Source organism: Cellulomonas sp. Marseille-Q8402, assembly GCF_965119525.1.
This window is the reverse complement of sequence record NZ_CBCPLX010000002.1, coordinates 209,003-223,642: the sequence shown is the minus strand read 5'-3', so window position 1 is coordinate 223,642 and position 14,640 is coordinate 209,003. Positions and strand designations below refer to the sequence as shown.

Below are 14,640 nucleotides of genomic sequence, written 5' to 3'. Positions count from 1 at the left end.
CGCACCCTAGCCCGCGGGCACCGGCGTCGGCGCGCCGGCGGCCCGCACCTGCTCCAGGGCGGCGAGCGCCGCCGCCAGCGGCACGTCGAGCCCGAGCTCCCGCCGGGTGGTCACCGCGACCTCGATGTCCGCCACCGCGGCCCCGGTGTCGCCGAGGGCGGCGTGCGCACGGCCCCGGGCCAGGTGCGCGGACGCCACGATCCGTGGCACCCCGAGCGGCGCGGCCAGGCGCAGCGCCTCGGACGCGGCCTCGCGCGCCTCGGCCCAGCGCTCCGCGCTCACCAGCGTGCTCGCCAGGTGCACGTGCGCGTTGGCCTCGGTGTACGCGGCCACCTGGGCCCGCGGCCGCGTCCGCGGGTCGCGGACCCGGGCGATCGTCGCCCGGACGGTCGCGATGCAGTCGTCGTAGCGGGCGAGGCTGGCCTGGGCCTTCGCGAGGGCGAGCATCGCCTGGGGCGCGCCCTCGGCGTCGTCCGCGGCGACCATGAGGTCGACCGCGGCGCGCGCGTCCCGCTCGGCGTCGGCCAGGTCGCCCGACTGCGAGAAGATCCACGACCGGTAGCTGAGGGCCCAGCCCTCCTGCGCCGTGTCGCCGCAGCGCCGCGCGGCGGCGAGCGCCCGGTCCGCTGCCGTGCGGGCGCGGGGCAGGTCGCCCCGGCAGATCGACTGCGCCCACGCCCGGTACCCCTCGTGCACGGCGATCAGGCGGTCGTCGCCCAGGGCCGTCGCGGCGTCCGCCGAGCGGTCGTAGACCTCGGCCCAGCGGTCCCAGGTCGCCCACAGGTCGGAGAACCAGTGCAGCGCGTCCGCGACCTCGGCGACCCGGGCGTGCTGCCCCGCCGCCGACGCCCGGCGCAGGGCCGCCAGCCAGCTCACCGACTCCGCGCGGAGCCACGCCTGCGCCGCGTCCTGCTCGCGCAGGTCGAGGTCCCCCGTCCCGGCGCCGCCCGGCACCGGGTCCGCCGCGTGCTCGGGCTCGAACCGGTACCCCGCGCGCACGGTCGTCGTCAGCAGCCACTCGTCGGCGGCGGCCCGTACCGCGGCGTGCGTGGCGGCGTCCTCCTGGTGGTCCAGCTCCGAGCGCGCGTACAGGCGCAGCAGGTCGTGCAGCTGGTAGCGGTCGCCCGGCAGGTGCTGCACCAGGCTGAGGTCGACCAGCTCGTCCAGCAGGTCCTCCGTGCGCCACACCGTCTCCCCGACCAGCGCCGCGGCCAGCCCGGCGCCCGCGGTCGGCGCGTCCACGAGCGCGAGCCGCCGGAACAGCCGCTGCGCCCCGGGGCCGAGCTGCTCGTACGAGGACGTGAACGCGGCCCGGACCTGCTGGTCGCCCGCCGCGAGGGAGTCGAGCCGGCGCTCGTCGACGGACATCCGCCGCACGAGCCCGGCGATCGACCAGCCCTGCCGCGCGGCGAGCCGGTTGCCCGCGATCCGCAACGCCAGGGGCACGTCGTCGCACAGCGTCGCGAGCTGCTCGAGGTCGGCCGCGCTCCCGCGTCCGGGCAGGATGGCGTCGAGCAGCGCCACGGAGTCCGCCGGCGCCAGACGGTCGAGGGTCGTGCGGTGCACCCCGCCGAGCCCGGCCAGCACGCGCCGGCTGGTGATCAGCACCGCCGCCGGTCCCTCGGCGGGCACCAGGGGCCGCACCTGCTCCTCGGAGGCGGCGTTGTCCAGCACGAGCAGCACCGGGCGGCCGACGAGCAGGCCACGCACGTGCTCGACCGCCGCAGCGGGGTCCGGCGGCACCGTCCCGGACGCGAGCGCCTCGGCGACCCGGCGGACGGCGGCGTCCGGCGCGACGGGCTCGTGGTCGACGCCGCGCAGGTCCAGGAACAGCTGCTCGGGGAACCGTTCCCGCAGATCGCGGGCCACCTGGGCCGCGAGGGTGGTCTTCCCGAACCCCGGCGGCCCGGTGACGAGCGCGACCGGCGACTCGTCCCCCTCCCGGGCTCCGGACAGCACGGCCGCCAGCGCGGCGCGCTCCAGCTCCCGGCCCGTGAAGTCGCCGACGCGCCGGGGCAGCGGCAGGGCGTGCGGCGCCGCGGTCCCCGGACGGCGGCGGCCCTCGCGCGCCAGCCGCAGCAGCGCGTCCCGGTCGTCGGCACCGAGCCGCAACGCGTCGGCGAGCGCGACGACCGTGCGGTGCTGGGGTCCCCGGCTGACGCCGCGCTCGATGTCGCCGATCCCCCGGTCGCTGACGCCCGAGGCCGCAGCCAGGTCCTCGATCGTGAGGTCCGCCTCGCTGCGGTGCCTGCGCAGCAGCTCGCCCAGCCCCTGCTCGCCCACGTGACCCGCCCTCGCTCGCGGCAGGACGCACGTGGTGCGAGTTCTGCCGGTCTTCTTCCTGGTGACCGCGCGGCGCTGCGCGGTCTCATGGTCCACGGGGACGGACATCCCGGGCAAGTGCCGGGGATCGGTCGGTCCGGACCCCGATCCAGAGGAGGCACCATGCCCTACATCACCACGCCCGACGGCGCCGAGATCTTCTACCAGGACTACGGCCAGGGCCGCCCGGTCGTGCTGAGCCACGGCTGGCCGCTGAGCTCCGAGGGCTGGGCCTACGAGCTCAAGGTGCTGGCCGACAACGGCTACCGCGCCATCGCGCACGACCGCCGCGGCCACGGCCGCTCCTCCCGCACCAACGGCGGCAACGACATGGACACCTACGCCCGCGACCTGGCCGCGCTGGTCGAGCAGCTGGACCTCACCGACCTCACCGTCGTCGGCCACTCCACCGGTGGCGGCGAGGTCGTCCGCTACGCCGCGCAGCACGGCAAGGGCCGCGTGTCGAAGGTCGTGACCGCCGGCGCCGTCCCGCCGATCATGGTCAAGTCCGAGTCCAACCCGGAGGGCACGCCGATCGAGGTGTTCGACGGCATCCGCGAGGGCGTCCTGAAGGACCGCTCGCAGTTCTACCAGGACCTGTCGGAGTCGTTCTACGGCGCCAACCGCGAGGGCTCGACCATCAGCCAGGGCCTGCGCGACGACTTCTGGCGCATGGGCATGCAGGCCGAGCTCCAGGCGGCCTACGACTGCGTCGAGCAGTTCTCCGAGACCGACTTCACCGAGGACCTGAAGGCGCTCGACGTGCCGATCCTCATCGCGCACGGCGACGACGACCAGATCGTCCCGATCGCCGCCGCCGCGGAGAAGACGATCGACCTGGTCAAGCTCGGCACGCTGAAGGTCTACCCCGGCGCGCCGCACGGCATCTCCGGCGCCTACCAGGAGGCCCTGATCAAGGACGTCCTGGCGTTCATCGCCGACTGATCCCCCGACGCGCGCGGCCGGCACGTCCCGGCCGCGCGCGGCCGTAACCTGGCCCGATGCAGCCCACGGCCCCGCACCGGTTCTCCCAGGTCGACGTCTTCACCGCCGAGCCGTACCTCGGCAACCCCGTCGCCGTCGTGCACGACGCCGACGACCTCACGGACGCGCAGATGGCTGCGTTCGCGCGGTGGACCAACCTGTCGGAGACGACGTTCCTGCTCCAGCCGACGACGCCGGGCGCGGACTACCGGCTGCGGATCTTCACGCCCGGCGGCGAGCTGCCGTTCGCCGGGCACCCCACGCTCGGCTCGTGCCACGCCTGGCTCGCCGCCGGCGGACGCCCGGCGGACGCCACCGACGTGGTGCAGGAGTGCGGCGTCGGGCTCGTGACCCTCCGGCAGAGCGCGGCCGGCCTGCAGTTCTCCGCGCCGCCGCCGTTCGTCGACACCCCGCTGGACGAGGACACCCTGCGCCGCTTCACCGCCGCGCTCGGGCTCCCGCCGGAGGCCGTGGTCGCCCACCGGTTCCTGGACAACGGGCCCCGCTGGAACCTGCTGCTGCTCGACTCCGCGGAGCGCGTGCTCGGGCTGCGTCCCGACTTCCCGGCGCTCGGGTCGGTGCACCTCGGCGTGATCGGCCCCTACCCGGACGGCAGCCCGGTCGCGTTCGAGCTGCGCGGGTTCACCACGGCGATCGACGTCCCCGAGGACCCGGTCACCGGCAGCCTGAACGCCGTCGCCGGGCAGTGGCTGATCGGCACCGGCCGGGCGCCCGAGCAGTACGTGGCCGCCCAGGGCGCCGTGCTCGGCCGCGCGGGGCGGATCCACGTCGAGCGGGACGCCGCCGGCCAGGTGTGGGTCGGCGGGGCGACCGTGACCTGCGTCGACGGCACCGTGCACATCTGAGGCCCTCGACGGGCGCCGGCGGCCGGTCCTTGCCAGGGTGGACGTCATGCGGACCAGGAAGCGGCTCCTGACCATGACGGCGTGCGCGCTCGCCCTGGCGGGCTGCACCGCGGCGGACCCGGCGGCGTCGGACCCCGCGTCCCGGCCGGCGTCGACGCCCCCGGCCACCCCCTCGGCACCGGCCACCTCCGCGGCCTCGATGCCGGACGTCGCCACGGACGTGCCCGCCGAGGCGCTGCTGCCCGCGACGGCGTGGCCGGCGTCCCCGGGTGCGCGGCAGGACACCGCGGGCGTCGTCGACTGGCGGCTGCCGCAGGACTGCGCGGCCGGGGGCCCGGCTGCGGCGGTCGCGATGCGCACCGTCGGCCAGGGCGACGGCGCGGAGGAGGCACCGGTCGGCGTGCAGCAGGTGGCCGTGTTCGCCGACGCCGACGCGGCGGTCGCGGAGGCGGACCGGCTGGCGGCCGCGCTCACTGCCTGCACCGCCGGCAGCACCAGCTACGTCCTCGAGCCGCTGGCCGTCGGCGCCCAGGGCCTGGGGCTCGCGACGGACTACTACGGCGCGTCCGCCGACGGCGGGCTGGACGGCTCGGTCGGCAGCTACCTGGCCGCCACCCGGCGCGGCACCGCCGTCACGGTCGTGGCGCTGGAGGGCGGCGAGAGCAACGTCGCCGCGGCGCGCGAGACGGTGACCGGGGCGACGCAGGCGGCGTGGGAGCTGCTCTGCGGGTACGACACGGCGGGCTGCTGATCCCCGTGGCCGCGCCCGCCCGGACCAGCGCCGGACTGCTGCTGCACCGCTCGGGCCCCGACGGCCCCGAGGTGCTGGTCGGCCACATGGGCGGGCCGTTCTGGGCGCGCAAGCAGGCCGGCGCCTGGACGGTGCCGAAGGGCGAGCCGCTGGCCGGCGAGGACCCGCGCAGCACCGCGCTGCGCGAGTTCGCGGAGGAGGTCGGCGTCCCGGCGCCGGACGGGCCGGAGGTCGACCTGGGCGAGGTGCGGCAGCGCGCGGGCAAGGTCGTGCACGTCTGGGCGCGGGCGGCGGACCTCGACCTGGCGGCGCCGCGCGGACCGGTCAGCCAGGTCACCGTGCAGTGGCCGCCCCGCAGCGGGCGCACGGTCACGTTCCCGGAGCTCGACGAGCTGCGCTGGCTGCCGCTCGCCGAGGCGCGCCTGCTGGTCGTCGCCGCGCAGGCCGAGCTCCTGGACCGGCTGCGCACGCACCTCGCGCCGGGCTGACCGGCCGTCAGCGGTCGATGTGCTCCCGGACCACCCGCGCCGGGTTGCCGACCGCGACGACGTCCGCCGGGACGTCCCGCGTCACCACGGAGCCGGCGCCGTGTCAGTGGTCGCCCGTACCGTGCCGGCCATGAGCACGCAGCCGATCGACCACGCCCGGCTGACCGAGGTCAGCGAGAGGTTCTTCGCCGCGGGGCGCCGCCAGCCGCCCCGGGACGCCGCGGAGCAGGCGGAGTACGACCGGCTCGCGGGCGAGATGATCGAGGCGATGGGGCTGACCCGCGCGGAGTTCGACCGGATGGCCGCGGCGTACGCGGCCACACGGCGACCGCACCGGGGCCGCGCGGCCTGAGCCGTCGGCGGGCCGACGCTCACCAGACCGGCGGTCGCCGCTCCTGCCAGCGCAGCCGCTCCTCCAGCTGCGCCGCCAGCGCCAGCAGCGTGTGCTCGCCGCCGGGGCGCCCGACCAGCTGCACGCCCATCGGCAGCCCGGCCGGCGCGCCGGCGTCCGGCGCGGTCCAGTGCGTCGGCACCGTGATGGCCGGCAGGCCGCAGACGTTGATCATCGACGTGTACGGCGTGTACTGGCACTGCTGCGCGAAGTTCCGCTCCGGGTCCTCCGCGTCGTACCAGCCGAGCGGCCGGGGCGTCATCGCCAGCGCCGGCAGCAGCACCGCATCGTGCTGCTCGACCCGCGCGACCATCGTGCGCTCGAAGGCCGCGAGCGCCGCGACGGCCTCCACCAGCTGCCGGGCCGGCACCGCCCGACCACGCTCGACCAGCCACCGCGTGAGCGGCTCCAGCAGCGCCAGGCGCTCCGGGTCGTCGACCGGCACGGCGGACGCCCCCGCCATCCACAGGGTCCGGAACGCCGGTGCGTACGCCGGGTCGGGGTCCCAGGCGCCGGCGTCGACGACCGCGTGGCCCAGCCCGTCCAGCGCGGCAGCGCCGGCGTCGAGCGCCGTGCGCGCCTCCGGGCCGAGCGCGATGTCGTAGGCGCCCTCCCAGGCGCTGAACGTGCTGACGGCGACGCGGAACGCCCGACGGCCGTCCGGCGTCTGCCCCCGCTGCGCCGCCTCCAGGTACGACCCGGGCGTCCCGGCCGCCGTCCGCAGCGTCCTCGGGTGGTCGGCCGAGCCGTCCGCGCGCCGGGGCAGCATCCCCTCCAGCAGCAGGGCGGCGTCGGCCGTGGTCCGGGCGATCGGGCCGTGCGTGACCAGCCCGCCCAGCGACTCCACGCCGCCGCCCGCCGGGAGCAGCCCGCGCGTGGTCTTGAGCCCGACGAGCCCGCACGCCGCCGCGGGGATGCGGATCGACCCGCCACCGTCCGACCCCGGCGCGACCGGCAGCAGGCCCGCCGCCACGGCCACCGCCGCACCGCCGCTCGACCCGCCCGCACCGCGGTCCCGGTCCCACGGGTTCCTGGCGGGCGGCCCGACCAGCGTCTCCGTGTACGACGGGAACCCGAGCTCCGGCGCCGCGGTCTTGCCGAGCGACACCACCCCCGCCGCGTCGAGCACCCGGGTGACGTCGCTGCTGACCTCCGGCACGTACCGGTGCGGGCCGGCGAACGCGCGGGAGCCGAAGCCGGTCGGCACCCCGGCGCGGTCCGTCAGGTCCTTGTCCGCCGACGGCAGGCCCCACAGCGGGGTGCCCGGACCCGGGCGGCTGTCCCGGCGCAGGGTCGCCGCGCGCTCCCGCGCCGCTGCCGGCGTGACGGTCGCGAAGGCACCGAGGCGGGCGTCCCGCTCGGCGATGCGGCGCAGGTAGTGCTCGACGAGGTCGGCGGGCTCGAGGTCGCCGGACCGCAGCAGGTCACGCAGGTCCACGGCGGTGCGGTCGTGCAGGGCTGTCACGCGGCCAGCGTAGGCACGCCGGGGCGCGGGTGGCCTGGTCCAGGCGGTGCGGACCACCCGGCGTGAGCCGCGGCGACCGGACGCCGGGCGCGTGACGGGTACTGCCAGGACCTGCCAGGTCCGCAGTGCTGGACGTACCGTCGTCGGCATGGACAACCGGGACGAGGTGCGGGACTTCCTGGCCTCGCGCCGCGCGCGGATCACGCCCGAGCAGGCAGGGCTGACGGCCTACGGGTCGAACCGCCGCGTCGCCGGGCTGCGGCGCGAGGAGGTCGCGATGCTCGCCGGGGTGTCCTCCGACTACTACGTGCGGCTGGAGCGCGGGAACCTGGGCGGGGTCTCGGAGTCGGTGCTCGAGGCGATCGCGGGCGCCCTGCAGCTGGACGAGGCCGAGCGCGTCCACCTGCACGACCTGGCCCGCGCCGCCGGCCCGCGCCCGCGGACCCGCCGCCGCCCGGTCCGGGCCGTGCCCGCCAGCGTCCAGGCGATGCTCGACGCCATGACCGGGGCACCGGCGGTCGTGCGCAACGAGCGCCTCGACATCCTCGCGACCAACGCGCTCGGCCGGGCGCTGTACGCCCCGCTGCTCACCGGTCCCTCGTCCGCCGAGGGCCGGCCCGCCAACCACGCCCGGTTCGCGTTCCTGGACCCCGCCGCCCGGGACTACTGGGTCGACTGGGAGAAGGCCGCGCGGGACACCGTCGGCATCCTGCGGGGCGTCGCCGGGCGGGACCCGTACGACCGGGCCGTGCAGGACCTGGTCGGCGAGCTGTCGACCCGCAGCGACGAGTTCCGGGAGCGCTGGGCCCGGCACGACGTGCACCTGCACCGCGGCGGCACCAAGCACATCCAGCACCCCGTCGCCGGCCGGCTCGACCTCATGTACGACACGCTGCCGATCGCGCAGGCCCCCGGGCTGACGCTCCTCGTCTACACCGCGGCCCCCGGCACGCCGACGGCCGACGCGCTGCAGCTGCTGGCCAGCTGGGCGGCGACCGAAGCGGAGCCCACCCGGCGCTGACCCGCCCGGCCCTCTCCACCGAGTGGGCACCGGACACGTCGAGCGCGCATCCCCTGGGTACTCGTTCGCCGTGTTCCGTGCACGCTCGGCGACTGCCGCGCGGTGGGGGCGGAGCGGTCAGGCCGGGTCGTCGAGGGCCTGGAGCCAGCGGCGCAGCACCGCCTCCAGGGCGTCGGCGTCCGCGTCGCCGATCAGGTCCAGCAGGCGGCGCTCGTTGGCCATGTGCGCCTCGAACGCGCGGTCGACGACCTCGCGCCCGTGCGGCGTCAGCGCCACCACGCGACCACGGCCGTCGTCGGCGCTGGGCCGGCGACTGACCAGCCCTGCGCGCTCGAGGCGGTCGACGCGCTTGGACATCGCCCCGGTGGTCACCATCGTGTGCGCGGCGAGCTCGCCCGGTGCCCGCTCGAACGGCGCCCCGGCCCGGCGCAGCGTGGCGAGGACGTCGAACTCCCCCTCGCCGAGCCCGTGCTCCCGGTAGACGGCGGTCAGCTCGTCGGTCAGCGCGGCGGCGAGCCGGTGCAGCCGCCCGATGACGCCCTGCGGGCGGACGTCGACGTCGGGGCGCTCGCGGGCCCACTCCTGCTGGATCAGGTCGACGTGGTCGGGGGTCTCCGGCATGCACTCGACTCTACCTTCCGCGGAAGATACTATGTCTTCCATGGAAGATTCCCGCCGGTGGCTGCCCGTGGCGGCGCTCGCCCCGGTCCTCTGGGGCACGACCTACTACGTCACCCGGCACACGCTGCCCGCCGACAGCCCGCTGTGGGGCGGCGTGCTGCGCGCCCTCCCGGCCGGCCTGGTGCTGCTGGTGCTGGCCCGTCGGCTGCCGCGCGGGTCGTGGTGGTGGCGCTCCGCGGTGCTCGGCCTGCTGACCACCGGGGCGTTCTTCGCGCTCGTCTACGTCGCGGCGCAGACGCTGCCCACCAGCATCGCCTCGACGGTGATGGCCGTCGGACCGGTCGCGATGATGCTGGCGGCGTGGGTGCTGCTCGGCCAGCGACCTCGGCTCCGGGCCGTGGTCGGCGGGATGCTCGGCGTCGCGGGCGTGGCGGTCATGCTCCTCGGTGGCGAGGCGGGCGCGGGCCTCGACCCGGGCGGCGTCGTCGCGTCGGTCGCCGCGATGGTGCTGTCGTCCGTCGGCTACGTCCTGGCGACCCGGTGGCGCGGCGAGATCGACGTGCTGCCGCTGACGGCCTGGCAGCTCGTCGCCGGCGCGCTGGTGCTGCTGCCGGCCGCGGTGGTGGTCGAGGGTGCGCCGCCGGCGCTCGACGGCACCGCAGTGCTCGGGTTCGCCTACGTCTCGCTGGTGGCGACCGCGCTGGCGAACGTCGCCTGGTTCGCCTCCCTGCGGCGCCTCGGCCCGTCGACCGTGGGCCTGGTCGGGCTGCTGAACCCGGTCACCGGGGTGCTGCTCGGGACGGTGCTGGCCGCGGAGACGCTCACGGGCCGGCAGGTGCTCGGCATCGCCGTGGTGCTGGGGGCGATGGTGCTCGGCGCGACGGCGAGCCGGGAGCGGGCGCCACTCGCTCCGGCCGCAGGAGCTCCGGGGTGAGCGGCGAACGGCTACCGCGCCAGCGCGACCTCCTCGTCGACCCGTCCGAGCTTGCCCGGGTTCACCACCGAGTAGAGCCGGGTGATGCGCCCGCCCTCGACCGTCATGCCCACCACCGCCGCCAGCTCGCCGCCCGCGTCGACCCGCAGCCCCGGCTCCCCGTTGCACCACATCGCCGTCGCCCGGATCGGCACCGGCGCCTTCGCCATCCCACCGACGAGGTACCGGGCCAGCTTCAGGGCGCCGGTGATCGGCCGGCGGGTGGCCTGCACCACGCCGCCCCCGTCGGCGACCAGCACCACGTCCGGCGCGAGCACCGCCAGCAGACCGTCCACGTCGCCGGTGGCGAGCGCCGCGAGGAACCGCTGGACCACGCGCTCCTGCTCGGCACGGTCCACGCGCGTGCGCGGACGGCGTTCGGCCACGTGGTCCCGTGCGCGCCGCGCCACCTGGCGCACGGTGGCCGGGGTCCTGCCGACCGCCGCGGCGATCTCCTCGTACGGCGTGTCGAAGACCTCGCGCAGCACGAACACCGCGCGCTCCGTCGGGCCGAGCGTCTCCAGGACGGTGAGCATCGCCAGCGACACGCTCTCCGCGAGCTCGACGTCGTCCGCCACGTCGGGGCTGGTGAGGAGCGGCTCCGGCAGCCACTCGCCCACGTAGTCCTCCCGGCGGCGGGACACCGAGCGCAGGTGGTTGAGCGCCTGCCGCGTGACGACCCGCACCAGGTAGGCCCGGGCGTCCCGCACCCGGTCGTGGTCGACGCCCGCCCACCGCAGCCAGGACTCCTGCAGCACGTCCTCTGCGTCGGCGGCCGACCCGAGCATCTCGTAGGCGACCGTGAACAGCAGGCTGCGGTGGGTGACGAACGGGTCGACGGTCATGCCGGGCTCGCCAGGGCGGGCATCCCGCAGCTGTCCGAGAACCCCTGGGACGTGATCCCCAGGGCGATGTTGGTCCGGGCGCCCGCGTTCATCATCCCGACCTTCGCGGTCAGCTCCACGAGCGCGGCCGGCCCGAGGTCCGTCAGCAGCGCGGCGACCAGGTCGTCGGTCACCTCCGGCGGCGTCCGGCTCATCGCCTCGGCGTACTCCATCACCCTCCGCTCCGTCGCGGTGAACACGTCCGAGGTCCGCCACCGCGGCACCTCCCGCACCCGGGCCTCGTCGCGGCCCGAGCTGTGCGCCATGAAGTAGTTGAGGTCGAGGCAGAAGCTGCACCCGACCGTGCCGGCCGCCGCCATGACCGCGAACGTGGCGACGTCCGGGTCCAGCCGGTCCCAGCCGTCGGCCTTGCGCGAGAAGCCCATCATGTCCTTGAGGACCCGCCGGTTGTGCCACATCACGCCGGCGGAGTCCGGCACCTGGCCCAGCATCTTCGTGGCCAGGCGCTTCAGCACCGCCCCGTACAGCCCGGTGATCTCTGCTGCCGGGACCCGCGTCGTTCCGTCCATGTCTCCTCCAGGTGTCGTCGCGACGCGTCGGTGCGTCGGCATGAAGACACCGGCCGGCCGCGCCGTGTGACACCCGGGGTCAGCCGAGCAGCGACTCCCAGTCCGCCGGGACCCGCCCCCGCGGCCCCGGCGCGCCCTGGTCCTCCGGGCGGTGCGCCGGCGGCGCGAGCTCGGGCCCCGAGGCGTAGGTCTCGTCCGACGCGAAGTCGTAGAACCACTCCTCGCCGGGCTCGAAGCTCCGGACGACGGTGTGCCCGGTGGTCTCCGCGTGGGCCCGGGCGTGCCGGCTCGGGGAGCTGTCGCAGCACCCGACGTGCCCGCAGCTCGCGCAGCGGCGCAGGTGGAACCACCACCCCTGCGGGTCCGCCGTCTCGCAGTCCGCGCACCCCGGTCCGCTGGGAGCCGCTGCCGGCTCGACGAGCTCTGCCATGGTCGGTGCTCCTGTCGTCGGTGGGTGCCTCGCGTCCCGAGTCTGCCCGACTGCGCACACCCGCGGACCGGGTGCCTGCGACCAAAGGCCGCCCGACCGCCCCGCCGCGCACGGAAGACTCGGGAAGCTCCACGTCCCCCGCTGTGAGGAGCCCCGCCGTGCCCGACGCCCGGACCCCGCCCACCGACGCCACCCCGCCGGCAGGCACCGCGCGATCGCTGGCCGTCCAGGTCGTCGCCCCCGACGGACCGCTCTGGTCGGGGGACGCCACCAGCGTGGTCGTCCCGTCGGCGTCGGGGTCGCTCGGGATCATGGCGCAGCACGAGCCGACCGCCGCGGTGCTGGTCGCCGGCGAGGTGCGCGTCCGCCCGGCCTCCGGCCCGCGGCAGGCGTTCGCGATCACCGGCGGGTTCGTGGTCGTCGACGACGACGACGTCACGGTCCTGGTCGACGCGCTGGCCTGACCAGGCGGGGAGCGCGTCAGGCGTCGGCTCCCACCACCCCGGTCCCCGGGTCCTCGCCGGTCGGCCCGTACCGCAGCCGGACCACCCCCGCCCCACCGGTCACCGCCGGCGCCAGCAGCGTCAGCGCGGAGGGCCGGACGCCGTCGGGGAACACCTTCTTCCCCTGCCCGAGCAGCACCGGGTAGACCCAGAGCGTCAGCACGTCGAACAGGCGCTCGGCGAGCAGGGTCTGCACCAGGTCGACGCTGCCGATGACGTGCACGCTCGCGTGCCGGTCCCGCACCGCCCGCACCTCGGCGACGAGGTCCGGGCCGAGCAGCGTGCTCCCGGACCAGCCCAGGTCGGGCGTGCCGCGGCTCGCCACGTACTTCGGCACCGCGTTCAGCTGCCGCCCGATCGCGTCCTCGTGGTGCGGCCAGTACCCGGCGAAGATGTCGTAGGTCCGGCGCCCGAGCAGCAGGGCGTCCATCTCCGCGATGCCCGCACGGACCTCGCGGCCGACCATCTCGTCGTCCAGCGGCGCCTGCCACCCGCCGAAGGGGAAGCCGTCGGACGGGTCCTCCTCAGGGCCGCCCGGCGCCTGCGCGACGCCGTCGAGGGTCACGAACAGGTCGATGTGCAGGCGGCCCACGAGCGCTCCCCGGTCGGTCCTGGTGCCGGACCGTCCGAGCGTAGCCCCGGGCCCGCGCGGCACGGCCGTGCGGTCCGCACACACCTCCCGCCGGGGCCTCCCGCTCCCGGCGTGCCGCGACCTAGCGTCGGCGCCGTGGACTCCCTCACCCGGCCGGCGACCGCCGCGGCCCCCGAGACCGTCGGACCGTGGACCAAGGGCCTGTGGCAGCCGGAGCCGGTCGCCGCGGACGCCTGGCTCGGGGACGGGAGGCACCTGCTCGACGGCTCGTTCACCTGGCCGCTGCTGACGGTCGACGGGGCAGCGGTGGACCACAACGTCGCCACGATGGCGGCGTTCGCCGCCGACCACGGGCTGCTGCTCGCTCCGCACGGCAAGACGTCGATGGCGCCGGGCCTGTTCGCCCGCCAGCTCGCCGCGGGCGCCTGGGGCATGACCGTGGCCACGGGCAACCAGGCGCTGGCGGCGAGGTCGGCCGGCGTGCGCCGGCTGCTGGTCGCGAACCAGGTGCTGGACGACGTGGTGCTCCGCTGGGTCGCGGGCGCGCAGCAGCCGGAGGCGGAGGTGGTGCTCCAGCTCGACTCCGGCGCGGGGCTCGAGCGGCTGGCCGTGGCAGTGGACCCCGCTGCGCCCGTCCCCGTGCTGATCGAGATCGGCCACCCCGGCGGGCGGACCGGCCTGCGCGACGACGCCGAGGTGCTCGTGCTGGCCCGCGCCGTGCGGGCGACCGCCGGGGTGCGGCTGCTCGGCGTCACCGCGTACGAGGGCGGCCTGCCGGGCGTGGCGGAGGTGCGGTCGTTCCTCGAGCGGCTGCGCGACGTCGCGGCGGCGGTCGCGGCCGCGGGGCTGGTGGACGCCGAGGAGGTGACCGTGTCGGTGGGCGGGTCGGCGTACTTCGACGTGGTCGCCGACGTGCTCGGCGGGCGACCCGTGCTCGGTGGCCTGCCGGCGCGCATCCTCCTGCGCAGCGGGTCGACGGTGACGCACGACCACGGCGTCTACGCGGCACGCACGCCGTTCACCCGGGTTCCCGGCGGGCTCCGGCCGGCGCTGCGGGTGTGGGCGCAGGTGACGTCCTGCCCGGAGCCCGGGCTGGTGATCGTCGGCGCGGGCAAGCGCGACGTCCCGGTCGACGAGGGGCTGCCCGTGCCGCTGCGGGTGCACCGGCCGGGATCCGCGCCCGAGCCGGTGGACGGGTGGGTGGTGACCCGGACCAACGACCAGCACGCCTACCTGGAGCCCGGCGCGACCACCCCGACGCCCCTGCGCCCCGGCGACCTGCTCGAGCTGGGCGTGTCCCACCCGTGCACCGCGTTCGACAAGTGGCGCGTCGTCCCGGTGCTGGACCCGGACCTCCGGGTCACGGAGCTGCTGGCGACGCTGTTCTGAGAGCGCGCCGCGGTCGCGGGAGGGGTCCGCGGCGCGCTCCGCCGTCTCAGGCGGTGCGGCCCGCGACCACGTCGATCTCGACCTTGATGCCGGCCAGCTGCGAGCCGACGGTCGTGCGCGCGGGCGCGGGGTCGGCGAAGAACTCGCCGTAGGCGGCGTTGAACTCGGCGAAGTCCGCCAGGTCCGCCAGGTGCACGGTCGTCTTCACGACGTCGTCCATCGTGAGCCCGGCGGCCTCGAGCGTGGCGCGGACGTTGCGCAGCACCTGGCGGGTCTGCTCGGTCACCGAGCGGGCGACGGCGCCGGTCTGCGGGTCCTGCGGGCCGAAGCCGGCGGTCCAGAGCAGGTCGCCCAGCCAGACGGCCTGCGAGTACGCGCCGGCCGGCTGGGGGGCGGCGTCGGTGCTGACGGCGGTGCGGGTCATGGTGGT

17 protein-coding genes are annotated in these 14,640 nt (G+C 76.5%); 9 read left to right on the top strand and 8 right to left on the bottom strand.

The window, feature by feature from the left end:
* Nucleotides 1–6: 6 nt before the first annotated feature.
* Nucleotides 7–2,283 carry an AAA family ATPase gene (locus tag ACWPWW_RS12075; RefSeq protein ID WP_454050619.1) on the bottom strand — a complete coding sequence of 759 codons (2,277 nt, stop codon included), beginning with the start codon at nucleotides 2,281–2,283 and terminating at the stop codon, nucleotides 7–9.
* Nucleotides 2,284–2,445: 162 nt separating this feature from the next.
* Here ACWPWW_RS12075 and ACWPWW_RS12070 point away from each other — a divergent pair, with 162 nt between their 5' ends.
* The 5 genes from ACWPWW_RS12070 (at nucleotide 2,446) to ACWPWW_RS12050 (ending at nucleotide 5,763) form a co-directional block, all read left to right on the top strand.
* Nucleotides 2,446–3,267 (top strand): alpha/beta fold hydrolase, encoded by an 822-nt coding sequence (locus tag ACWPWW_RS12070; protein WP_454050618.1) that lies wholly within the window; start codon nucleotides 2,446–2,448, stop codon nucleotides 3,265–3,267.
* Nucleotides 3,268–3,323: 56 nt separating this feature from the next.
* A complete protein-coding gene (locus ACWPWW_RS12065; RefSeq protein ID WP_454050617.1) occupies nucleotides 3,324–4,172 on the top strand; it encodes a PhzF family phenazine biosynthesis protein in 849 nt (282 codons plus the stop codon).
* A 46-nt stretch (nucleotides 4,173–4,218) separates the two neighbouring features.
* Entirely contained in the window at nucleotides 4,219–4,923 is a 705-nt protein-coding gene (locus ACWPWW_RS12060) for a hypothetical protein (protein WP_454050616.1), read from the top strand.
* Nucleotides 4,884–5,411: an NUDIX domain-containing protein gene (locus tag ACWPWW_RS12055; RefSeq protein ID WP_454050615.1), complete on the top strand. Its 528-nt coding sequence runs from the start codon at nucleotides 4,884–4,886 to the stop codon at nucleotides 5,409–5,411. Before ACWPWW_RS12060 ends, ACWPWW_RS12055 begins: the two co-directional genes overlap by 40 nt.
* A 130-nt stretch (nucleotides 5,412–5,541) precedes the next feature.
* On the top strand, nucleotides 5,542–5,763 hold the full coding sequence (locus ACWPWW_RS12050; RefSeq protein ID WP_454050614.1) for a hypothetical protein: 222 nt from the start codon (nucleotides 5,542–5,544) through the stop codon (nucleotides 5,761–5,763).
* Between the two features lie 19 nt (nucleotides 5,764–5,782).
* Here the strand turns inward: ACWPWW_RS12050 and ACWPWW_RS12045 are convergent, their stop codons facing one another.
* Nucleotides 5,783–7,267 carry an amidase gene (locus ACWPWW_RS12045; RefSeq protein ID WP_454050613.1) on the bottom strand — a complete coding sequence of 495 codons (1,485 nt, stop codon included), beginning with the start codon at nucleotides 7,265–7,267 and terminating at the stop codon, nucleotides 5,783–5,785.
* A gap of 148 nt (nucleotides 7,268–7,415) precedes the next feature.
* Here ACWPWW_RS12045 and ACWPWW_RS12040 point away from each other — a divergent pair, with 148 nt between their 5' ends.
* Nucleotides 7,416–8,288 (top strand): helix-turn-helix transcriptional regulator, encoded by an 873-nt coding sequence (locus ACWPWW_RS12040; protein ID WP_454050612.1) that lies wholly within the window; start codon nucleotides 7,416–7,418, stop codon nucleotides 8,286–8,288.
* Between the two features lie 117 nt (nucleotides 8,289–8,405).
* Here ACWPWW_RS12040 and ACWPWW_RS12035 read toward each other — a convergent pair whose 3' ends face one another.
* Entirely contained in the window at nucleotides 8,406–8,909 is a 504-nt protein-coding gene (locus ACWPWW_RS12035) for a MarR family winged helix-turn-helix transcriptional regulator (RefSeq protein WP_454050611.1), read from the bottom strand.
* A 40-nt stretch (nucleotides 8,910–8,949) separates the two neighbouring features.
* Here ACWPWW_RS12035 and ACWPWW_RS12030 point away from each other — a divergent pair, with 40 nt between their 5' ends.
* Entirely contained in the window at nucleotides 8,950–9,843 is an 894-nt protein-coding gene (locus tag ACWPWW_RS12030) for a DMT family transporter (RefSeq protein WP_454050610.1), read from the top strand.
* Between the two features lie 11 nt (nucleotides 9,844–9,854).
* Here ACWPWW_RS12030 and ACWPWW_RS12025 read toward each other — a convergent pair whose 3' ends face one another.
* The 3 genes from ACWPWW_RS12025 to ACWPWW_RS12015 form a co-directional block, all read right to left on the bottom strand.
* Complete coding sequence (locus ACWPWW_RS12025) at nucleotides 9,855–10,727, bottom strand: RNA polymerase sigma-70 factor (RefSeq protein ID WP_454050609.1); 873 nt, start codon at nucleotides 10,725–10,727, stop codon at nucleotides 9,855–9,857.
* The gene (locus ACWPWW_RS12020; protein WP_454050608.1) at nucleotides 10,724–11,296 is read right to left on the bottom strand and encodes a carboxymuconolactone decarboxylase family protein; all 573 of its coding nucleotides are present in this window, start codon (nucleotides 11,294–11,296) and stop codon (nucleotides 10,724–10,726) included. Before ACWPWW_RS12020 ends, ACWPWW_RS12025 begins: the two co-directional genes overlap by 4 nt.
* A 79-nt stretch (nucleotides 11,297–11,375) precedes the next feature.
* Nucleotides 11,376–11,726 (bottom strand): UBP-type zinc finger domain-containing protein, encoded by a 351-nt coding sequence (locus tag ACWPWW_RS12015; protein ID WP_454050607.1) that lies wholly within the window; start codon nucleotides 11,724–11,726, stop codon nucleotides 11,376–11,378.
* Between the two features lie 158 nt (nucleotides 11,727–11,884).
* On the opposite strand from ACWPWW_RS12015, the gene ACWPWW_RS12010 reads away from it, so the two are divergent.
* The gene (locus tag ACWPWW_RS12010; protein ID WP_454050606.1) at nucleotides 11,885–12,190 is read left to right on the top strand and encodes a F0F1 ATP synthase subunit epsilon; all 306 of its coding nucleotides are present in this window, start codon (nucleotides 11,885–11,887) and stop codon (nucleotides 12,188–12,190) included.
* A gap of 16 nt (nucleotides 12,191–12,206) precedes the next feature.
* On the opposite strand, the gene ACWPWW_RS12005 is transcribed toward ACWPWW_RS12010, so the two are convergent.
* The gene (locus ACWPWW_RS12005; RefSeq protein WP_454050605.1) at nucleotides 12,207–12,821 is read right to left on the bottom strand and encodes a dihydrofolate reductase family protein; all 615 of its coding nucleotides are present in this window, start codon (nucleotides 12,819–12,821) and stop codon (nucleotides 12,207–12,209) included.
* Nucleotides 12,822–12,956: 135 nt separating this feature from the next.
* On the opposite strand from ACWPWW_RS12005, the gene ACWPWW_RS12000 reads away from it, so the two are divergent.
* On the top strand, nucleotides 12,957–14,210 hold the full coding sequence (locus ACWPWW_RS12000) for an alanine racemase (protein WP_454050604.1): 1,254 nt from the start codon (nucleotides 12,957–12,959) through the stop codon (nucleotides 14,208–14,210).
* Nucleotides 14,211–14,256: 46 nt separating this feature from the next.
* Here ACWPWW_RS12000 and ACWPWW_RS11995 read toward each other — a convergent pair whose 3' ends face one another.
* A complete protein-coding gene (locus ACWPWW_RS11995; protein ID WP_454050603.1) occupies nucleotides 14,257–14,634 on the bottom strand; it encodes a RidA family protein in 378 nt (125 codons plus the stop codon).
* Between the last annotated feature and the right edge of the window lie 6 nt (nucleotides 14,635–14,640).